The 20,728-nt window shown below is 50.1% G+C and carries 17 protein-coding genes; 14 read left to right on the top strand and 3 right to left on the bottom strand.

What is annotated here, in order from left to right; translation table 11 throughout:
* Window positions 1–1,399 precede the first annotated feature (1,399 nt).
* Window positions 1,400–1,597, top strand: a complete 198-nt coding sequence (locus tag HMPREF1051_RS15060; RefSeq protein WP_003764191.1) for a hypothetical protein — start codon at window positions 1,400–1,402, stop codon at window positions 1,595–1,597.
* A gap of 10 nt (window positions 1,598–1,607) precedes the next feature.
* Window positions 1,608–1,937, top strand: coding sequence for a hypothetical protein (locus HMPREF1051_RS02760; protein ID WP_141758449.1), 330 nt, complete (start codon window positions 1,608–1,610; stop codon window positions 1,935–1,937).
* A 271-nt stretch (window positions 1,938–2,208) separates the two neighbouring features.
* Here HMPREF1051_RS02760 and purM read toward each other — a convergent pair whose 3' ends face one another.
* Window positions 2,209–3,243, bottom strand: a complete 1,035-nt coding sequence (gene purM / locus HMPREF1051_RS02755) for a phosphoribosylformylglycinamidine cyclo-ligase (protein WP_003764184.1) — start codon at window positions 3,241–3,243, stop codon at window positions 2,209–2,211.
* 204 nt (window positions 3,244–3,447) lie between these two features.
* On the opposite strand from purM, the gene HMPREF1051_RS02750 reads away from it, so the two are divergent.
* Together HMPREF1051_RS02750 and HMPREF1051_RS02745 are read left to right on the top strand one after the other, a co-directional pair.
* Entirely contained in the window at window positions 3,448–4,518 is a 1,071-nt protein-coding gene (locus HMPREF1051_RS02750) for an AI-2E family transporter (RefSeq protein ID WP_003764144.1), read from the top strand.
* 176 nt (window positions 4,519–4,694) lie between these two features.
* Window positions 4,695–5,411, top strand: a complete 717-nt coding sequence (locus HMPREF1051_RS02745; RefSeq protein WP_003764149.1) for an S-methyl-5'-thioinosine phosphorylase — start codon at window positions 4,695–4,697, stop codon at window positions 5,409–5,411.
* A gap of 329 nt (window positions 5,412–5,740) precedes the next feature.
* Here HMPREF1051_RS02745 and HMPREF1051_RS02740 read toward each other — a convergent pair whose 3' ends face one another.
* Window positions 5,741–7,111 (bottom strand): polynucleotide adenylyltransferase PcnB, encoded by a 1,371-nt coding sequence (locus tag HMPREF1051_RS02740; RefSeq protein ID WP_003764158.1) that lies wholly within the window; start codon window positions 7,109–7,111, stop codon window positions 5,741–5,743.
* A gap of 400 nt (window positions 7,112–7,511) precedes the next feature.
* Between HMPREF1051_RS02740 and HMPREF1051_RS02735 the strand changes: the two genes are divergently transcribed.
* The 5 genes from HMPREF1051_RS02735 (at window position 7,512) to HMPREF1051_RS02715 (ending at window position 10,130) form a co-directional block, all read left to right on the top strand.
* A complete protein-coding gene (locus HMPREF1051_RS02735; RefSeq protein WP_003761287.1) occupies window positions 7,512–7,697 on the top strand; it encodes a DUF3460 family protein in 186 nt (61 codons plus the stop codon).
* A 12-nt stretch (window positions 7,698–7,709) separates the two neighbouring features.
* A complete protein-coding gene (locus HMPREF1051_RS02730) occupies window positions 7,710–8,378 on the top strand; it encodes a class I SAM-dependent methyltransferase (RefSeq protein ID WP_003764187.1) in 669 nt (222 codons plus the stop codon).
* A 1-nt stretch (window position 8,379) separates the two neighbouring features.
* A complete protein-coding gene (locus HMPREF1051_RS02725) occupies window positions 8,380–9,120 on the top strand; it encodes a tetratricopeptide repeat protein (protein ID WP_003764152.1) in 741 nt (246 codons plus the stop codon).
* A 77-nt stretch (window positions 9,121–9,197) separates the two neighbouring features.
* Entirely contained in the window at window positions 9,198–9,683 is a 486-nt protein-coding gene (purE, locus tag HMPREF1051_RS02720) for a 5-(carboxyamino)imidazole ribonucleotide mutase (protein WP_003764126.1), read from the top strand.
* A gap of 111 nt (window positions 9,684–9,794) precedes the next feature.
* Window positions 9,795–10,130, top strand: coding sequence for a hypothetical protein (locus tag HMPREF1051_RS02715; protein WP_003764179.1), 336 nt, complete (start codon window positions 9,795–9,797; stop codon window positions 10,128–10,130).
* 676 nt (window positions 10,131–10,806) lie between these two features.
* Here the strand turns inward: HMPREF1051_RS02715 and HMPREF1051_RS02705 are convergent.
* Window positions 10,807–12,600 carry a 2-isopropylmalate synthase gene (locus HMPREF1051_RS02705; RefSeq protein WP_003764131.1) on the bottom strand — a complete coding sequence of 598 codons (1,794 nt, stop codon included), beginning with the start codon at window positions 12,598–12,600 and terminating at the stop codon, window positions 10,807–10,809.
* A gap of 427 nt (window positions 12,601–13,027) precedes the next feature.
* On the opposite strand from HMPREF1051_RS02705, the gene HMPREF1051_RS02700 reads away from it, so the two are divergent.
* From HMPREF1051_RS02700 to HMPREF1051_RS02680, 5 genes are all read left to right on the top strand, one after another.
* The gene (locus tag HMPREF1051_RS02700; RefSeq protein ID WP_003764134.1) at window positions 13,028–14,146 is read left to right on the top strand and encodes a methyltransferase; all 1,119 of its coding nucleotides are present in this window, start codon (window positions 13,028–13,030) and stop codon (window positions 14,144–14,146) included.
* A 40-nt stretch (window positions 14,147–14,186) separates the two neighbouring features.
* Window positions 14,187–14,870, top strand: a complete 684-nt coding sequence (locus HMPREF1051_RS02695; protein ID WP_003764175.1) for a 16S rRNA pseudouridine(516) synthase — start codon at window positions 14,187–14,189, stop codon at window positions 14,868–14,870.
* A 364-nt stretch (window positions 14,871–15,234) separates the two neighbouring features.
* Window positions 15,235–16,494 (top strand): glutamate-5-semialdehyde dehydrogenase, encoded by a 1,260-nt coding sequence (locus HMPREF1051_RS02690; protein WP_003764189.1) that lies wholly within the window; start codon window positions 15,235–15,237, stop codon window positions 16,492–16,494.
* Between the two features lie 284 nt (window positions 16,495–16,778).
* Window positions 16,779–17,777 (top strand): hypothetical protein, encoded by a 999-nt coding sequence (locus tag HMPREF1051_RS02685; protein ID WP_003764138.1) that lies wholly within the window; start codon window positions 16,779–16,781, stop codon window positions 17,775–17,777.
* Window positions 17,778–18,347: 570 nt separating this feature from the next.
* Window positions 18,348–20,375: a BCCT family transporter gene (locus tag HMPREF1051_RS02680; RefSeq protein ID WP_003764122.1), complete on the top strand. Its 2,028-nt coding sequence runs from the start codon at window positions 18,348–18,350 to the stop codon at window positions 20,373–20,375.
* Window positions 20,376–20,728 lie beyond the last annotated feature (353 nt).

The raw sequence follows: 20,728 nt of genomic DNA, 5'->3' as shown, positions 1-20,728 counted from the left end.
TAGGAATAGTAGAGATTTTATTCTATTCCTTTTTAAGTTTAAGTATTATTTTTTTATCAAAATACTTAGCATCATTGATAGCAAAAAGTCAAACTATTCAATTATTATTATTAGTTATAATTTGCTTGTTTTTAGATATAATAGCGTGTTTATTTATATTTAGAATCTTCTTTATAACCTAATAGTGGCCGTAGATTGGGTCGAGACCCAATAAACACCAAGGTCGTCTGAAATAAATTGCCTGACGACCTTTCCCCATGTCTCCTCCTACTTCAACTACAACGAAAACAGTCAAATCACCCGTTATCACCGACACCGAACGAGATAAACTGCATCGCTAAATCTATCGTATTCAAGCTAAACTCGTCAGCCACTACGAACTTGATTCTTTAGGTTGAATTATCCCCCCCTGAGCAAGGCAGCAAAGGTAACGGATATCACTTATCAACCCTTCCGCCTGCAAAACCAGTATGCCGACCGTGAATCAGGACTATATTACAACTTCTTCAAGTATTACGAACCTGATGCAGACCGGTTTTGGGGCAGTATCTGATTGGGTTATTTTGGGATATTAATTTTATGCTTTTGCACCGGATACTACGAAATAGATATATTAGATTGGTTTAGACATTATGGGAATTGATGTGGACCAGACTGGACAAAGGGGGAAGAACAATACAGTAAGCTTCGAGAAAATAATGGATATTATGTCGAACCAATGGGAGTATTGGATATAGATTGTAGACAACATGATATTTGCTATGTTAAATGTAGGGAACAATTCTCATATTCAGAATTAGAAAAATATAACTGTATGGTAAGGTGCGACGACACTCTTATGAATACATCTAAAAATATCCAACATGATCCTAATTCTTCATCCTGATTTTTCTATAAAGCGTTGGGACCTGAACTTGCCAAAATCTACTATCTACCAATAAAACCATTAAAAAACATCTACAAACCATATGTAATTTTATGAAAATCTGTAAATATTTTTTATTATATTTATTTATATATATAATCTTATTTATAATAAACCCTTGGATTTTAGAATTAATTAATATTACCATAACGCTTCCATGGTCCATTATTGAAGAAGATATTATTACTTATTTTGGACTAAACCTGAATCCTACTGCTGATAATATCTTTTATCGAAGAATAATACACTTTACTTACGGGTTAATTAGCTTTTTTATAAATATATTTCTTTTATATAATTTTATCTACAAACTTAAGAAAATTTTTAAAGCACCCAAAGAAAATAAATGAAAAAATAGCTGACTCCATATCAACAGGTAGTACTTATTGGATTTCGGATGAAGAAATTCATACTCTGGAAGAAAAAGCCTCTCATGGAGATAAAAATTCATCATTCAAATTATATCAATACCATATGTTTGTATCTCTAAATCAAAATTTAGAATTTAAATGGCTAGAGATAGCGGCAAAAAATGGACATCCTATTGCCCAATCCAATTTAGCTGATTTATCTTTAGCACAAGGAAATAAAGAAAAAGCCACATTTTGGGCTAAAAAAGCATATGAAAATGGTGCTAAGCTACCGGATGAATTAAAAATCCTAATAAAATAACCTAAACCTTTTGAAACTAGAACACTGGGAGGATTCAATGATAAACGCTGAAAATACTGCTAATATTCAAATTTTTTGGAAGTTACGAGAAGACGGAGGTTGTCAGACGATTCCTCCCATTGGTCTCTTTTATCCCGTAAGTAAATTTGAAGATGGTGTTTTTCAAGAAAATTTTCCTAGAAGTATAGTTTTAGACATTTACGAGTATATACCAAATAAAAACATCAGTTATGCAAACGCTTGGTTCCTGATAAGAAAAAACGAAAAAATACCATTAGATACGAAATTTAAAATTTTTGATGGTCCAAGATGCATTGCAGATGTTATTTCGATTCCTTAAAACAGTAATCGTGGATTAGGTCTTATAGTGGATTAAATTTAAATCAAGACAAGGCGACGAAGCCGCAGACAGTACAGATAGTACGGAACCGATTCACTTGGTGCTTCAGCACCTTAGAGAATCGTTCTCTTTGAGCTAAGGCGAGGTAACGCTGTACTGGTTTAAAGTTAATCCACTATAAAAAACTGCACCTTGGTGGTTGGGGGGTATCCAACCACCAAGGTGCAGTTCAGTTTTCAGACGACCTTTTATTTAGATTCAGGCTTGTGATTTAAGCCACTTGGGTCTGATGCTCATCGCCGTTGCGTTCGCGGATTTTGCCCAAACGGTAAACGGTTTCGCCTTGTTCAGTTAAGAATGCCTGCACCGCGTCGGCATCTTCTTCGGCGATGACGACCACCATGCCGATGCCGCAGTTGAAGGTGCGGTACATTTCTTGCGTTTCCACATTGCCTGCCTGTTGCAGCCATTGGAACAGCTTGGGCAATTCCCATGCTTTGGCGTCGATTTGGGCGACGGTGTTTTCAGGCAGGATGCGCGGCACGTTTTCGGTAATGCCGCCGCCGGTGATGTGCGCCATGCCTTTGACGGTGAATTTTTCCAAAGCGGCGAGGATAGGTTTCACATACAGGCGGGTCGGGGCGATGATGGTTTCGCGCAGGGTTTTGCCGTTGTCGAACTCGGCATCCAAATCGGGATTGTCGCGGGCGATGATTTTGCGGACGAGGGAGTAGCCGTTTGAATGGGCGCCGTTGGAAGCCAGACCCAACACGATGTCGCCCGCTTTGATGCTGCGGCCGTTGATGACGCGCTCTTTTTCGACCACGCCGACGGCAAAGCCTGCCAAGTCGTATTCGCCTTCGGGGTACATGCCGGGCATTTCGGCGGTTTCGCCGCCGATGAGGGCGCAGCCGGATTCTTCGCAGCCTTGGGCGATGCCTTTAATCACGTCGGTAGCGCGGGCGACGTCAAGTTTGCCGCAGGCGAAATAGTCGAGGAAAAACAAAGGCTCAGCACCTTGAACCAAAATATCGTTGACGCTCATGGCGACAAGGTCGATACCGACGGTGTCGTGTTTGTCCCAATCGAAGGCGAGTTTGAGCTTGGTGCCCACGCCGTCGGTGCCGCTGACGAGGACGGGATTTTTGTATTTTTTGCTGATTTCGACCAATGCGCCGAAGCCGCCCAAATCACCCAACACTTCGGGACGCATGGTGCGTTTGGCAAAAGGTTTGATGTTTTCGACCAGTTGGTCGCCTGCGTCAATGTCGACGCCTGCGTCGCGGTAGCTCAGTGAAGTGCTCATGAATGGGTTCCTTATCGTGATTGGGACGGAAAAACGATGGGGCGTATTTTACCTTATTTTGCAGGCGCGGGCTTGGATTTTTCGGTGATTTTGTAAACAATCTGAGGTTTCAGACGACCCCGTTTATTCTGTTATACTGGACGGTCAGGGGTCGTCTGAAAACGATTGCGGCGGCTCCCGCTGAAACACACATGGAAAGGCTTTATGTATCAGAAAAAAACGCGCGGCATGAAGCCGTGGATCATTATGGGCTGCGTGATTGCAGCTTTTGTCTGGCTGCTGTACGCGCTGGGCGACATCCTGACGCCGTTTATTGTGGCGGCGGTATTGGCTTATGTGTTGAATCCGCTGGTGGAATGGTTGCAGAAGAAAAAGATTAAACGCGGCCCCGCGTCCATGATGGTGATGGTATTCGCTTTGCTGTTGCTGCTGTCGCTGATGCTGATTATCGTGCCTATGCTGATCAACCAGTTTAACAATATGGTCAGCCGCATTCCCCAAATCGTCGATTTTACGCAAAACAGGCTGCTGCCTTGGCTGAACCATGTGGCGGGCAATTATGTGCATATCGATCAGGATTCGGTAGTCAAATGGTTGCAGTCGCATACGGGCGAATTGAGCAACACGCTCAAGGCTTGGGTCCCGACGCTGATGCGCCAGAGCGGCAACGTCATCAGCGGCATGAGCAACCTGATACTGCTGCCGCTACTGCTGTATTATTTCCTTTTGGACTGGAAACGCTGGTCTTACGGCATCAGCGCATTAGTTCCGCGTCGCTTTATCGACACTTATACGCGCATCACAAGCAATATGGATGAAGTTTTGGGCGAGTTCCTGCGCGGGCAGTTGATGGTGATGCTGATTATGGGGCTGGTGTACGGGGTCGGGCTGATGCTGGTCGGACTGGATTCGGGCTTCGCCATCGGTATGATTGCCGGTATTTTGGTGTTTATCCCGTATTTAGGCGCATTTACCGGACTTTTGCTGGCGACCGTCGCCGCTTTGCTGCAATTTAGCACATGGCATGGTCTGGTTATGGTGTGGGTCGTGTTCGGTATCGGACAATTCCTCGAGAGCTTTATCGTTACCCCGAAAATCGTCGGCGACCGCATCGGCCTGTCGCCGTTCTGGGTAATTTTCTCGTTGATGGCGTTCGGACAACTGATGGGCTTCGTCGGCATGCTCGCCGGCCTGCCGCTTGCTGCCGTAACCTTAGTCCTGTTGCGCGAAGGCGTGAATGCTTATTTCCACAGCCGTTTTTACAAACACAAGTAAAAGGACAAAAAGGTCGTCTGAAAACAGATATGGGTTTTCAGACGACCTCCCAGCCCTTTTTCGACAGCCATGTTGAACAATGAAGGTGTTAATCCTGTTTTCCATCATCATGGCTGTTTTGCAAACCTTTTTCTTTCCGACACTCACTCCCTGAAATCACTTACACAAAGGACCATATGTTAGCCATCATCGGCGGCAGCAGCCTGACCAAGCTGCCAGAACTGAGCATCACCGACCGCAAAATCGTCCGCACCCCCTACGGACTGACCAGCAGCCCCGTCTTAAGCGGCAAACTGGGCAGTCAGGACATTTTCTTCCTCGCGCGGCACGGCTTCGGCCATACCGTCGCGCCACATGAAATCAACTACCGCGCCAACATCTGGGCGTTGCATTCCATAGGTGCGGAATACATCGTCGCCGTTTCCTCCGTCATCAGCATCAACAACCGCTTTGAAAACGGTGCGCTCGTCCTGCCCGACGACTTGATCGACTACACCTACGGCCGCAAGGACACCTTTTTTGAAGGACAGGAAGAACCGGTCGTACACACCGATTTTCTCGAACCCTACACCGCCGGACTGCGCGAAAAAATTGCCGAACACGCGCAACAGCACCAAATGCCCTTATACACCCAAGCCGTTTACGGCTGCCTGCAAGGCCCGCGCTGGCCGACTCGCGCCGAAATCCAACGTTACCGCCGCGACGGCGTGGACGTATTGGGCATGACCGGAATGCCCGAAGCCTTCCTCGCCCGCGAACTGGGCATCCAATACGCCCACTTCTGTGGCATCACCGACATCCGCTGCCTCAGCAGCGGAGCGGAAGGGACGGAATGCGGCTTGGAAACCGAGCTTGCCATCGGCAAAATCCGTCGTTTGCTTGCGGGTTTGTAAAGGGTGAATGTTTCCCTCTTGATTCTTTAAACCATTCAAAAAGGTTGTCTGAAAATTTTCAGACGACCTCATTACTAAGATAGATACGGCAGAAACAATTTGGCATTCAAACCAACACTTCAGTCCTGCAACAAACTAATATAGTGGATTAACTTTAAACCAGTACGGCGTTGCCTCGCCTTAGCTCAAAGAGAACGATTCTCTAAGGTGCTGAAGCACCAAGTGAATCGGTTCCGTACTATCTGTACTGTCTGCGGCTTCGTCGCCTTGTCCTGATTTAAAGTTAATCCACTATAAAAATAAGACAAAACCGTTTGCAATCCGTCGATTCATGATTCCGGCTTATCCGCAGCCGGTTTTTTCTTACGCGAGCGGCGGCGTTTGCGATTCGGCTTGCCATCCGCGCCATCGCCTTGCCCGTGTTGCCGACGCTGTTGTGTGGCAAGCGTCATCTCCGCGCGGGCCTCCGCATCCGCATGCTGGAACTTCGTCCACCATTCGACCAAATCCCGCTCCACTTCGCCGACCTCTCCGCGCAACACAAGGAAATCGTAAGCCGCACGGAAACGCGCTTGCGCCAGCATTTTGTGCGGACGCGCGCCGCGTGTGTAGTCGAATTGCGGCTGAAGCTGCCAAATTTCCCGCATGGTCGCGGCAAAACGCTGCGGTACGCCCCAGCCTTTTTCGACCGTTTCGCGCATGGTGTTCATCGCTTCGGATAAAGCGTGCGCAGGCTTTTGACCGCGTTTGATGTTGTCCTGCCAATGACGGTTCAAAACCGGCCACAATACAGCAGCAAGAACAAAGCCCACCGACACGGATTTGTCTGCGCGCAAACGTTCGTCCGTATTTTTCAAGGCGAGAGAAATAATGCGGTTTTCAGGTTTTGCAGCCGATTTGAGCGCAGTCAGAAGCGGATGGACGTCGTCTGAAACACCTAGGGAATTCAATCGTTTCAGACATTCTCTGGCATAACCGGAAAACAGCAGCTTCATGATTTCATCAAACAGGCGCGCTACGGGTTCGTGTTTCAGACGACCTGCCTGTTCCGGAATCGGTGCAGCGGTGTTTTCTTCCACGTCAAACCCAAGTTTGCCCGACAACCGCACTGCCCTCAGGATGCGGACAGGGTCTTCCTGATAACGCTCCGCCGCATTGCCGATCATCACCAGCTTGCGGTCGGCAATATCGCCGACACCGTGGTGAAAATCGATGATTTCTTCTTTAATCGGGTCGTAATAAAGCGCGTTGCAGGTGAAATCACGGCGCATGGCATCTTCTTCCATACTGCCGTAAGTGTTGTCCTTCATAATCCTGCCGTGCGCGTTCTGCTGCACTTTACCGCCACCCCTAAAGGTCGTGACCTCTATGGTTTCCGGCCCGACCATGACGTGTACGATTTGAAAGCGTCTGCCGATAATGCGGCTTCTGCGGAAAATCTTATGAACCTGCTCCGGCGTCGCATCGGTGGCGATATCGAAGTCTTTAGGCTCGACGCCCAGCAACAGGTCGCGAACCGCCCCGCCGACAACATAAGCCTGAAAACCTTCGTCATGCAAACGGCGGACAACTTTTTCCGCCGCAAAACTCAACATATCCGCGCTGATATGGTGCCTGTCGAAAGGAAGGATTTCCTTCGCCACAGGCACTTGCTTCGGCTGCTTTCCGGGTAAAACTTTATGCAACCATTTTTTCAACATAAAACTCTTTCCAAAATAAAAAGAGGTCGTCTGAAACCGGCGGCGAAGCCTTTGCACAATATTCTGCCTGGAATACGGCAAAATATTATGCAAAGGCTTCAGACGACCTGCCGTATCGCATTAAAAAACAAGGCGGCATTATACCCGAAACACCATAAACCCTGAAAATATAGTGGATTAACTTTAAACCAGTACGGCGTTGCCTCGCCTTAGCTCAAAGAGAACGATTCTCTAAGGTGCTGAAGCACCAAGTGAATCGGTTCCGTACTATCTGTACTGTCTGCGGCTTCGTCGCCTTGTCCTGATTTAGTTAATCCACTATATAGTCGAATATCTAAAAACCGTAACGGCGTTATCAGTTATAATAAAAGACTGACACAAACCTGTACGGAACCGTATCATGTATCACTACAAATCCGAAGCCACCCAATTCCTCGACAAACTCATCGAAGACAATCCGCAGCTGGAAACACAACGCCTTGAAAACCGCCATCTGTTGTGGGATGTCGAGCTGGACCCTCAAGAACAGAAAGAATTCGAAGCCGCCAAAGTCGCCAAAAAACCTTATACCTACTACCAAGACTGACGGCCAAACGGCATGACCACCCAGACACACAATATCGACCCGGCGCTGCAAGACTACCTCAACAGCATCGGCGAAAAAGAGCATCCCGTACTGACCGCCCTGCGTTCGCGCACGCAATCCCACCGTTTAGGGAAAATGGCGATTGCCCGCGAACAGGCAGCCTTGCTGACGTGGCTCGCGCGCCTGCTCAAAGCCGAAAAATATCTGGAAATCGGCGTGTTTACCGGTTACAGCAGTACTGCAGTCGCCTTAGCCCTGCCCGAACACGGCAAAATTACCGCCTGCGACATCAACGTCACCTTTACCGATATCGCCCGCGAAACCTGGCAGGCAGCGCAAGTCGCCCATAAAATCACCCTCCACCTCCAGCCCGCCCTGCTGACCCTGGACGACTTGATAAGTCAAGGCGAATCAGGCAGCTACGACTTGGCGCTGATCGATGCCGACAAACCGCCCACCCCGCAATATTTCGAACGCTGCCTGCAACTGGTTCGCAGCGGCGGCGTTATCGCCATCGACAATGTCCTGCTGAACGGGCGCGTTATGGGTGAAGCAGAACGCGATGCCCCGCCCAGCCTAAACATACTCCAGTCCTTCAACCGCAACCTGCCCGACGATTCCCGCATCGTACCCATTACCCTGCCCGTCGGCGACGGTCTGACTTTGCTGCTTAAAAAATAAAATGAACAAAACCCTTCCCATCCTGTTTGCCGGCATCCTCCTGCTCAACGCCTGCGCCTCTACCGTCCCCAAACCCAAATCCGGCGACACCTTCATGCTGCCCGATATTCCCACCGCCGCAGCCGAATCCTCCGCCATTCCCTATCCCGATTTGAACACGATGACTCAAATCGAACGCTTGGGTATGCAGGTCGAACGTTTGGAGCGCGAGATGGAAAACACCAACCAGCGCCTGCAACAACTCGAAAAACAAAACAAAACCCCGCGCCACGCCCATAGAAAAGTATCCGCCCAGCGTTTGGACGACCAAAAGCTCAAAAGCACCTATCTGGCAAACGGCGGCACCGCGCCTTCTGAGGCCGACTCTGCCGACCAAAACGAAACTCGCCTCTACAACCAAGCCCTCAAATACTATCAGCGCAACAATTACGCCGCAGCGGCCGCAGTCTTAAAAGGAGCAGACGGCGGCAACGGCAGCGAAAGCGCCCGACGCAATATGTATCTACTGCTGCAAAGCCAACAGCGCATGGGCAATTGCGAATCCGTCATCGAAATCGGCGGACGCTTTGCCAACCGCTTCCGCAACAGCCCGCAAGCCCCCGACGCGCTCTTCAGCATCGGGCAATGCCAATACAAGCTGCAACAGAAAGACATCGCCCGCAACACATGGCGCAAACTGATACAGAGCTACCCCGGCAGCGCCGCCGCCAAACGCGCCGCCGTCAGCATCAAGCAACGATAACTTTTCAGACGACCTCCCATATTCAAAGGTCGTCTGAAATCATTCATTGAATAACGTTTTATACACTAGGAGCAAATATGACCAAAATCGGCATCATCATGGGCAGCAACAGCGACTGGCCCGTCATGCAGCAGGCAGCGCAGTTTCTCAAAGAGTTCGGCGTCGAATACGAAGCCCGCGTCGTGTCCGCACACCGCACCCCCGATTTAATGTTCGAATACGCCGAAACCGCCCGCGAACGTGGCATCAAAGCCATCATCGCGGGCGCAGGCGGCGCGGCACACCTGCCCGGCATGGTTGCCGCCAAGACCACCGTCCCCGTATTGGGCGTACCCGTACCCAGCAAATACCTGCGCGGCGAAGACTCCCTGCTCTCCATCGTGCAAATGCCCAAAGGCGTTCCCGTCGCCACTTTCGCCATCGGCGAGGCAGGTGCCGCCAACGCCGCCCTGTTCGCCATCTCACTGCTTGCCAACGAAAACCCCGAGCTGGCACAAAAGCTTGCCGACTTCCGCGCCAAGCAGGAGCAAACCGTTTTAGACATGGAGCTGCCCGAGGCATAACCATCGAATTCATCTGAAAGGTCGTCTGAAAATGGTGCAAACAAAATATTTGATTTCGTTTACCCCATTTTCAGACGACCTTTTTTTAATCACTCAACCCTCTGAACAACAATGAACAAAACTTTTGCATTTATCCTACTCTCCGCCCTACTCTGCGCCTGTCAAAGCCCGAGCAAACCAACCCAAGCGACTGAAGCAATATTCACCCGACAAGCACAAGACACAACGGGCAACCTGATTATTTTCTACGATAAAGACATCGGCTCAGGTCCATTGATGAAGGCAGTGAACGATTCCGGCGCGAGCTTGGTTTACGAATACAAAAACCTGCACGGAATTGCCATTCGTCCATCAGCCAAAACCAATATTCAAGATGCCATTGCTTATTTCCAAAAGGTAAACGGCGTGTTGTCAGTCGAACAAGACCGACTGATGAAACTTCAATAAGAGTCAGCACTTAAATCAGCACACCTTTTGGAAGCCGATTATGTTTGAAGCTTTTATGATAGACTGATTTTTTAGTTTACAATGTATATTACCTATTGCCTTCTTTTCAGGCAGGAATACGTTATAAAAAATACACAGAAAAAATAAAACGAATGGGAGCATGATGGCAAACCGTATTTTCAGTATAAAATTTATAAAACCAATTAATTACCTCATTTTATCGCTACTTATTTCATTTTCATTTCTCCTTAATACCGATGAATTTTACATCATAGACTATATAATTGATGGGGATGTCTATAATTTATCTGACTTACAAGGCGAAATAAACGACAACCCCATGATTATTAAATTATTTTTAATAATAAACAATATTTCTATTCTTTTCTTTCTATTAGGAAGAAAGTTTATTGGCATTTTCTGTTTCATCCTTACAGCGTATTTTTTTGTCCATTTAATAGGCGACCTAGATTTATTGTTTCATATCATTTACTCAAGTATAAAACTTAAAAATTTATGGCTGATTTTAATACTCGTTTTGTATTTTTTACTGTGTTTGATTAACCTTTTCCCCCTGTTCAGTTCTGTGAAAAAATAAAAAAGGTCGTCTGAAAACCCAAACTTCGGTTTTCAGACGACCTTTTTGCTTTTAAAAATCAAATCAAACCATTTAAGCTCAAATCGTACCGCTGCCTTGCGCTTTCGGTTTGGCGGCACCGAATTCCAGTTTACTCAAGGCGGAGAGGTAGGCTTTGGCGGTGGCGACCAAAACGTCGGTATCTGCGCCTTGTCCGTTGACGACGCGGTTGCCGCGTGCCAAACGGACGCTGGTTTCGCCTTGGCTTTCCGTGCCTTGCGTTACGGCGTTGACGGAATAAATCTGCAAAGTCGCGCCGCTTTGCGCCACGCTCTCAATCGCTTTGAAAATCGCGTCGACAGGGCCGGAGCCGCTGGCGGAAGCGCGTTTTTCTTCGCCTTTGATGCTGAACACGATGTCGGCGCGCGGTTCTTCGCCGGTTTCGGTGCTGATTTTTTGGGAAATGAATTTGTAGCTTTCGGCGCCCATGCTACCCATTTCGTCGGACACCAGCGCGTGCAGGTCTTCGTCGAAGATTTCGCGTTTTTTGTCGGCGAGTTCTTTGAAGCGGGCAAACGCGGCGTTTAACGCCTCTTCGCTTTCCAATTCGATGCCCAAATCCGCCAGTTTGCTGCGGAACGCGCTGCGGCCGGACAATTTGCCCAAGGTCAGGCGGTTGGTTGACCAGCCGACCGATTCGGCAGTCATGATTTCATAGGTTTCGGGGTGTTTCAACACGCCGTCCTGATGGATGCCTGATTCGTGTGCAAAGGCGTTTGCGCCGACCACCGCCTTGTTGGGCTGAATCGGATAGCCGGTAATGGTGGACACCAGTTTGGATACCGGCACGATTTGCGTGGTGTCGATGCCGGTTTCCAAGCCGAACAAATCATGGCGCACTTTCAACGCCATCACGATTTCTTCAAGGCTGGCATTGCCGGCGCGTTCGCCCAAACCGTTGATGGTACATTCCACCTGGCGCACGCCTGCCTGAACAGCGGCCAGCGAGTTGGCAACCGCCATCCCCAAGTCGTTGTGGCAGTGGGTCGACCAGACTACTTTGTCGCCGTTGGGCACGCTTTTGATGATGTTGCTGATACGCTCGTACCACACGGAAGGGATGGAGTAGCCGACGGTATCGGGAATATTGATGGTGGTCGCGCCCGCTTCGATAACCGCCGTAAAGATTTTGGCAAGGAAGTCTAAATCCGAACGCACGGCGTCTTCGGCGGAAAATTCCACATCGTCGGTGTATTCTTTGGCGATTTTCACTGCTTTGACCGCCGCATCGATGACCTGCTGCGGCTTCATTTTCAGTTTGTGCTCCATATGAATGGGGCTGGTGGCGATGAAGGTATGGATGCGTTTTTTCGGCGCGGGGGAAACGGCTTCGCCCGCTTTGCGCACATCGTTTTCAACGGCACGCGCCAACGAGCAGACTGTGGATTTGGTGATGATTTTGGCAATCGCATTGACCGACTCGAAATCGCCCGGGCTGGCGGCGGCAAAACCCGCCTCAATCACATCCACGCCCATTCTCTCCAACTGTCGGGCAATGCGGATTTTCTCCTCTTTGGTCATGGATGCACCGGGCGACTGCTCGCCGTCGCGCATGGTGGTATCGAAAATAATTACGCGGTTGGTCTGTGTCATTTCTGTTCTCTCCAGAGATTCGTTTTTTTGTAAAAAAGCATTCAAATCCAGCGGCCTGCCTTGCGCTTCCGCCAGCGCGGTCAGCTTTTGCAGTTGCGCCAAAGGCAGCGACCCGCGCGTGCGCCATTTATAGATGGCTGCGGTTGTTGCGGCATTTTCGGGATCGTGCTGCTTCAACGCTTCGGCAAGTGCATTCACGCCGCCGAAATAAGCAACTAAGCGGTCAATGTCTAATTGCATGATGTTCCTTGTCCAAACTTTATCGAAATTATGGTTTGCTTTGGAAGGGGATTATACGCATTTTAGACAAAACGACAATCTATTTTTCTAAAAATACGGATTTACTTTTTAAATTCAGAATTATTTTATACATTTTGTCCAATTTTATTTCAATATCCGAGTACAAAAAGGCAGGCGACACATACCTGCCGTCAAATAATGAATAGGCATTACAGTCCAAACTACGCTCGCTTATTTTGACTGTCTAGCACACCATAACGGCAATACATCGCAAGCCGAAATATATAGTGGATTAAAATAAAAATGAGACAAGGCGGCAACGCCCGCCGTGTACGGGTAGTACATAAGGGCGTTGGCAACGCCGTATCATTGCAATTTTAATCCACTATAGTAAACTTGCCGCCGGTTTCCCTTCCTCCTTCCCGCCATGTTTCCCATTATCCCCACCGACCGCGCCGCTGCCGAATGGCGCAACGAAAGCACGCAAAAGCCGCCCAAGCAGGCGGTTTATGTGCATGAAAGCAATGCCGCCGATATTCTGAAAAACGCTCACGCCCAAACGGCAACCGTTTGGACGGGCGATTTCCACAACGCCAAGCAAGTGTTGGCAGCGATGAAAAAGCGCGTCCGCAGGTCGTCTGAAAAAACAAAAAACGCGTCTGCCGATATTCAGACGACCTTCCACGCCCACCGCATGAAACAGGCACAGCAAAGCCGCGTGTTAAATATGCTTGCTGTCGAAATCGGCGCGGGTTTTCAATTAAACAACCCGCGCGCGCCCGACGTCCGCGCCGCCCTTGCCGATGTCTACGACGAACCGAACGACGCGCCATTTTTGCTGCCGCTCAACCAGCTTTTGGGCTTTATCGGCGCACACGAATGGCACAAAAAAGGCATAGACATTCCGCAGCTTGACAGCAAAATCCATGTCCCCTTCAGCGTATTCTCGCCACTGCGCGGCGAATATTTGGACTTAATCGCCCAAGCGCCGTTGAATCCCCATATTCAGACGGCCTTCGACATCGGCACAGGTTCCGGCGTTATCGCCGCCATCCTTGCCAAACGCGGCATTCCTGAAATCACCGCCACCGACACCAACCCCAAAGCCATCGCCTGCGCAACCGCCAACCTCGCCCGCTTGGGGCTGGACAAACAAGTCGCCGTCCAAGCCATTGATTTGTTTCCTGAAGGGTGCGCCGACCTGATCGTCTGCAACCCGCCGTGGCTGCCCGCCAAACCGACTTCCGCCGTCGAAACCGCCCTCTACGATCCCGACAACGCCATGCTGACCGCCTTCTTAAACGGCGTGCGGCAACATTTAAACCCGCAAGGCGAAGCGTGGTTAATCATTTCCGATTTGGCAGAACATCTGCACCTGCGCGACCGAGATTTTCTAGAACAATGTTTTCAGACGACCTCTTTAGAAGTGGTCGATATTCTGAAAACCAAACCGCGCCACCGCAAAGCCGCCGACGAATCCGACCCGCTCGCCTTCGCCCGCAATCAAGAAACCACATACCTCTATCGTTTGAAAACAAAGTCCTGATATACAATCAGGTCGTCTGAAACCCGTTCCCGCCATTCCCATGCAACTGATCAAATACCTCCAATCCCAAGGCATAGGCAGCCGCAAACAATGCCAGTGGTTGATTCAAAACGACTGTGTCGAAATCAACGATACGGTCTACAACGACGCCAAAGCCGACATCGATCCCGCTGAAGTCCAAACGCTGCGCATAGACGGCGAAGACATCGTCGTCGTCCCCATGCCCTATTTTTATATCCTGCTCAACAAGCCTGCCGATTACGAAACCTCGCACAAACCGCAGCAATACCCTAGCGTTTTCAGCCTTTTTCCCGATCATATGCGCAACATCGATATGCAGGCGGTCGGCAGACTGGATGCCGATACGACGGGCGTTTTGCTGATTACCAACGACGGGCAGTTCAACCACTGCGTTACCTCGCCGAAACACAAAGTCCCGAAAATCTACCGCGTTACTCTGAAACATCCTTCCGACGAAAGCCTGTGTGCAACGCTGAAAAACGGCGTCCTGCTGCACGACGACAACGAAACCGTCCGCGCCGCCGAAGCCGTTTTGGAAAACCCGACCACCCTGCTGATGACCATTACCGAAGGCAAATATCATCAAGTCAAACGCATGGTCGCCGCCGCCGGCAATCGCGTCGAACATCTCCATCGGGACGAATTCAACGGACGAACGGTAGAAAATTTAGCTTCAGGGGAGTGGAAATTCATCACAGTTTGAAAATTTTGAAGTTTTTTTCAAAAAAAATTTAACCATTATGATTTTTTTATCTGTTTAAAAACATAATGATATAAGTGTTAAGATGTCATTAACCAAACTTAACGCCATCATTCGTGAACTATTATATAATTCGCGTGTCTGAGTAACACTTGCTTCGAGAGAAGTGAGTAAGTGAGTAAGACGTTTTCCCCGTAATGTGTTTGGCCATCTATACTTTTCCCCTTAGTATAGATGGTTTTTTTTATCTGCGATTTTCTCAGTTATCCTTCCCCAGTATCATTTGAACCGTCTCCCTGCATCCTATTGAATTCCCGTTCAGACGACCTTATCATCAACCCATTCCCACTTTCCCCGCAGGCACATCATGCAAAACATCCAAGACTACGTCCGCCGCACCGCGTCCGCCGCCAAGCAGGCTTCCTATATTGTCGCTGCCGCCGAGACCGCGCAGAAAAACGCCGCGCTCCTGCGCACCGCCGAACTCATCAAACACCATCAAACCGCCATCCTCGCAGCGAACGCCCAAGACATGGAACAGGCCGCGCAGAAAGGTTTGAACGACGCCCTGCTCGACCGCCTGCGACTGAGCGAAAAAACCATAGATGCCATGTGCGAAGGTTTGCGCCAGATTGCCGCCCTGCCCGACCCCGTCGGCGAAATGGACGAATTCCGCACCCGCGAAAACGGCCTGCAAATCGGCAAAATGCGCGTACCTTTGGGCGTTGTCGGTATCATTTACGAATCCCGCCCCAACGTAACCGTCGATGCCGCTGCCCTCTGCCTCAAGTCCGGCAACGCCTGCGTCCTGCGCGGCGGCAGCGAAGCCTTCAACAGCAATATGGCGCTCTCCAAACTGATTACGCAGGCGTTAGTTGAAAACGGTCTGCCCGCAGCAGCCGTCAGCCTGATTGAAAACACCGACCGCGAAAGCGTCGGCGCCATGCTGCAAGGCCCCGAGTTTATCGACGTCGTCATCCCGCGCGGCGGCAAATCGCTGGTTTCCCGCATCGCCGCCGAAGCCCGCGTGCCCGTCATCAAACACCTCGACGGCATCTGCCACGTCTATATCGACCGCGCCGCCGATGCCGAAAAAGCCGTCAACATCGCCTTCAACGCCAAAACCTCGCGCTACGGCACCTGCAACACCATGGAAACCCTGCTCGTCCACCAAAGCCGCGCCGCCGAAATTCTGCCCGTATTGGCGGAAAAATACGCCGCCCGCAACGTCGAGCTGCGCGGCTGCCCGCGTACTCTTTCCATCCTGCCCCACATTCAGACGGCCTCCGAAGAAGACTGGGACACCGAATATCTCGCCCCCATCCTCTCCGTCAAAATCGTCGACAGCCTCGAAGAAGCCGTCGCCCACATCAACACCCACGGCAGCCACCACACCGACAGCATCGTAACCGAATCCTACACTGATGCCCGCACCTTCCTGCGCACAGTCGACAGCGCCAGCGTCATGGTCAATGCCTCCACCCGCTTCGCCGACGGCTTCGAGTACGGCCTCGGCGCGGAAATCGGCATTTCCACCGACAAAATCCACGTCCGCGGCCCCGTCGGCCTGCACGGACTGACTTCGCAGAAATGGATTGTGTTGGGCGACGGGCAGGTACGGGAGTAATCCGTCGCTTTCTTGAGTGATAAAACGGTAAAAGGTCGTCTGAAAAACAGTTTTCAGACGACCTTTTGTTGTAAGGACAATCTTGTTGCTTATTATCGGTTTCACGAAAATGCAATATCGTTATACGGCTATCATCGACACAAACTATTCCATTATAATCATTCAAATTTCCATAACGCCCTAACCTCAATCCGATACGACGATTTTGGGTTCGATGTATCCGCGCTCAAAGGTCGTCTGAAACTACTTCAATTCCGATAAATCATCCAAAGGAAACCAGCATAATGTCGGACAACACCGCCCTGAAGGACAAGAAACCGCGCAAGCCGTACCTTACACTGCTTTTTACCGTTTATGCCTTGTGTTACGGCGTTTTACTCGTGTTTCTCACCGTTCAGCTTACCGTAGCTTCCGGCGGGGTGGCAGCTTTTTTTGCCTCTATGCTCCATTTCGGTATTTTCGGACTGGTGTTCGGCAGTCTGACTAGTGTGGCTGCAATAATTAACGGTTTACTCTATATGCTTGGCTATATGCTGGTTTGGGGCATACTGACCGGTATGGCGATGACGCAGCTTCGTTTGCGTAGGAACTTGAAGCATATCTTGACCGCCATGCTCATCGGCTTTGTCTGTTCCTACATAAGCACGATATTGTTTGCGCTGTTTTTGTCAAAAGATATAGAGATGCTGTTTAATTTTTATTTCGAAGGATTAACGATATTCAGCCTATTGAATGCGTTTGCCGTTATTCCCTTTGGGCTGGTGTTTTTACCTAGTGAAAGCGGGTATAAACGGGAGCGGGAAATTGCCGTGAAAACCGTGAAGGCGGGCATTCATGCGGGGCAAGTCATTTTTGAACATGCAACTGAAAAAAAAGGCGTTTTTTCTTACCGCTGGTGGATTCCGCTTGCTTTTGCTTTGGCAGGTACGCCGATTTTTCTGACTTGCGCCTTCCTGATGCAGCCGGACTCCGCCTTCCCCGACACACAAGCTTGGAGCGCACACTTTATCCCGATGACTTTCTTTGGCTTTGCCGCCATGGTGGCAAGCGGTTTGACGGCAATGCTGATGCGTCTGCGTAAAGACCAAAAAGGCATTTTGAGCGGCCTTGCCCTATCGTCTGCCTACTTCGGCGTTATGGTTTATCTGCCGCCCATCAAGAATCCCAATTTGAATCCCTACGCCCATTTGCTCAACCCGTATTGGCTGCTGGCGGCTTGGCTGATATCGGTCGGCGTCTGCATTTGGTTGTCGTTTAAGAAAGTAGATAGCGGCAATAGCTAATAAAACTGATGAGGGGTTGTCTGAAATACCTTTCAGACGACCCCTTTGCCCATTTTATCGCCGCCATCTTTCTTGTCCAAATATAGTGGATTAAATTTAAATCAGGACAAGGCGACGAAGCCGCAGACAGTACAGATAGTACGGAACCGATTCACTTGGTGCTTCAGCACCTTAGAGAATCGTTCTCTTTGAGCTAAGGCGAGGCAACGCCGTACTGGTTTAAAGTTAATCCACTATACACACAAATCTTTCCCAATTTGAAACAATCCCCTGATTTTGTTATTATTCCTTCAAAAAAAGAAATAATCATCATCCATTTTGTCTCACCCGGCCCTCATTACGGCTCATTCATCTGTGCGTTTTTACTCTCTTTTTCCCTTGTTTTTCATCCGGCAGGACGGTTTAAACGCCATTCGTTTTTTGTCTGCGTTTTATAGTGGATTACCAAAAATCGGGAAAGTCTCGGACCCTGTCCGACAGACCATGTTTTATTCCTAGTTTTTGTTAATCAACCATATACAGCCTTGCGCCCGTATCCGCCTGCCTCACCATCCCAAAGGAGGTCAAGGTTTGTCTTTATTTCATTTCTTACGCAACCGCTCTTCGTTCAATCCCTTCGTCGTTTCCGTTACGCTGTCCTTCGTGCTGCTGGTCATCGGCATCGCGCTTTTGATTCCGCAGCAGGCAGAAACCGTCCTCAATGCCGCCAAAACGGGCATTTTCAAAAACTTCAGTTGGTTTTACATCTTGGCGTTTTCAGCCTTCTTCTTCTTCCTGCTCGCACTTTCGGTCAGCAGCTTCGGCAACATCAAGCTGGGCAGCAACGAAGAAGAGCCTGAATTTAGCTTTTGGTCTTGGCTCGCCATGCTGTTCGCGGCGGGTATGGGCGTCGGGTTGATGTTTTTCGGTGTCGCCGAACCGCTTACCCACTATCTGTCCCCCATCACCGAAGGCGGCAGCGGCGCAAGGCAGCAGGATGCGTTGCTCCACACCCTCTTCCACTGGGGCGTACATGCCTGGTCGGTTTACGCCGCCATGGCGTTGGCGCTCGCCTATTTCGCCTTCCGCTACAAACTCCCGCTTTCCCTGCGCTCCTGCTTTTATCCGCTGTTGAAAGAGAAAATCGACGGTAAGGCAGGCGACATCATCGACATACTTGCGCTGGTCGCCACCCTGTTCGGCATCATTACCACGCTCGGCTTCGGCGCGGCGCAGTTGGGTGCGGGCTTGGCACAAATCGGCTGGATAAGCGAAAACACCTTTTCCGTACAAACCATCGTGATTTTCGCCGTCATGGGTTTGGCGGTCGCCTCTGCCGCCTCCGGCATAGGCAAAGGCGTCAAAATGTTGAGCGAGATGAACTTGACCCTTGCCTTCGTACTGATGGTTTTCGTCCTCGCTACCGGCCCGACCCTCCACCTGCTCTCCGCCTTCAACGACAACCTCGGCACTTACCTGAGCAACCTCGTACAACTCAGTTTCAAAACGTACAGCTACGAACAAAACCATACCGAATGGTTCGGCGGCTGGACCATCTTATACTGGGCATGGTGGTGTTCTTGGGCGCCTTTCGTCGGACTCTTCATCGCCCGCATCTCGCGCGGACGCACCATACGCGAATTTATTTTCGGCGTTTTGGCGGTTCCCTCCCTGTTCTGCGTCATCTGGTTTACCATCTTCGGCGATACCGCCATCTGGATTAACGACCACACCGCAGCAGGCGCATTGGGCGAATTGACCGGCACGCCCGAAAAACTCCTCTTCCGCTTCCTCGAATACCTCCCCCTGCCGACCCTCACAGGGCTTGTCAGCCTCATGGTGATCGCCCTCTTCTTCATCACCTCCGCAGACTCCGGCATTTACGTTCTCAACAACATCGCCTCCCGCGACAAAAGCGTGGCCGCCCCGCGCTGGCAGGCAGTGATGTGGGGGCTGTTGATGTCCGCCGCCGCCATTGTCCTTTTGCGCTTCGGCGGACTGCCCACCCTGCAAACCATGACCCTCATCGTCGCCCTGCCTTTCGCCCTGCTCATGCTGATCATGTGTTTCAGCCTATGGCGCGGATTAAACGCCGACCACAAATACTTCACGACCGCCGTCACTCCCTCCAGCGTCTATTGGAGCGGCGACAACTGGCAGGACAGGCTTGAGCGTATGCTGAACCAAACGCAGGAACAAGACATCCTCAAATTCCTCAAAACCACCGCCCTGCCCGCCATGCGCGAACTGGGCGAGGAATTGTCCGACAAATACGGCCTGAGCGTCGACATCCAAACCCACTTCGACCGCGAAGAACCTGCCGTCGAATTCACCATCCACAAAGAGTCCCTGCGCGACTTCATGTACGGCATTAAAACCATCAAGCGCGAAGTGTCCGAACAGCTTATCAAAGACGGCCACCTCCCGCACATCCGCCACAACGTCACCTACGAGCCCTACACCTACTTCTTCGACGGCCGCAGCGGCTACGACGTGCAATACATGAACCGCCGCGAACTCATCGCCGACATCCTCAAGCAGTACGAGCGTTACCTCAACCTCCTGACCGATGTCGGACAAGAACTCATGTCGCACCAGCAAACCGAATTGGCAGAATAAGTTTTTGTTAAACAGATGGTAACCAAGGTCGTCTGAAAACAGATTTCCCGTTTTCAGACGACCTTTCTTCATGCGTTCAAACAAACCACACGTTCCATCCACACCCCTCCCGTAGCGTGGGCTTTGCCCACGAAAAACACTGCCCAACCTGTCTTAAAAAAACAAATAAAAACGTCGTCTGAAACCCAAAATCCAGCTTTTCAGACGACCTCTTTCCCCATCATCCGTAACACAATCTTTCCCCATGCAAACCGCTTTATTATAGTGGATTAAATTTAAATCAGGACAAGGAGACGAAGCCGCAGACAGTACAGATAGTACGGAACCGATTCACTTGGTGCTTCAGAACCTTA

The sequence above is a fragment of the Neisseria sicca VK64 genome (assembly GCF_000260655.1).
GTDB lineage: Bacteria > Pseudomonadota > Gammaproteobacteria > Burkholderiales > Neisseriaceae > Neisseria > Neisseria sicca_B.
Note: the sequence above shows the minus strand (reverse complement) of the source record. Positions and strands in the feature narration are given on the sequence as shown.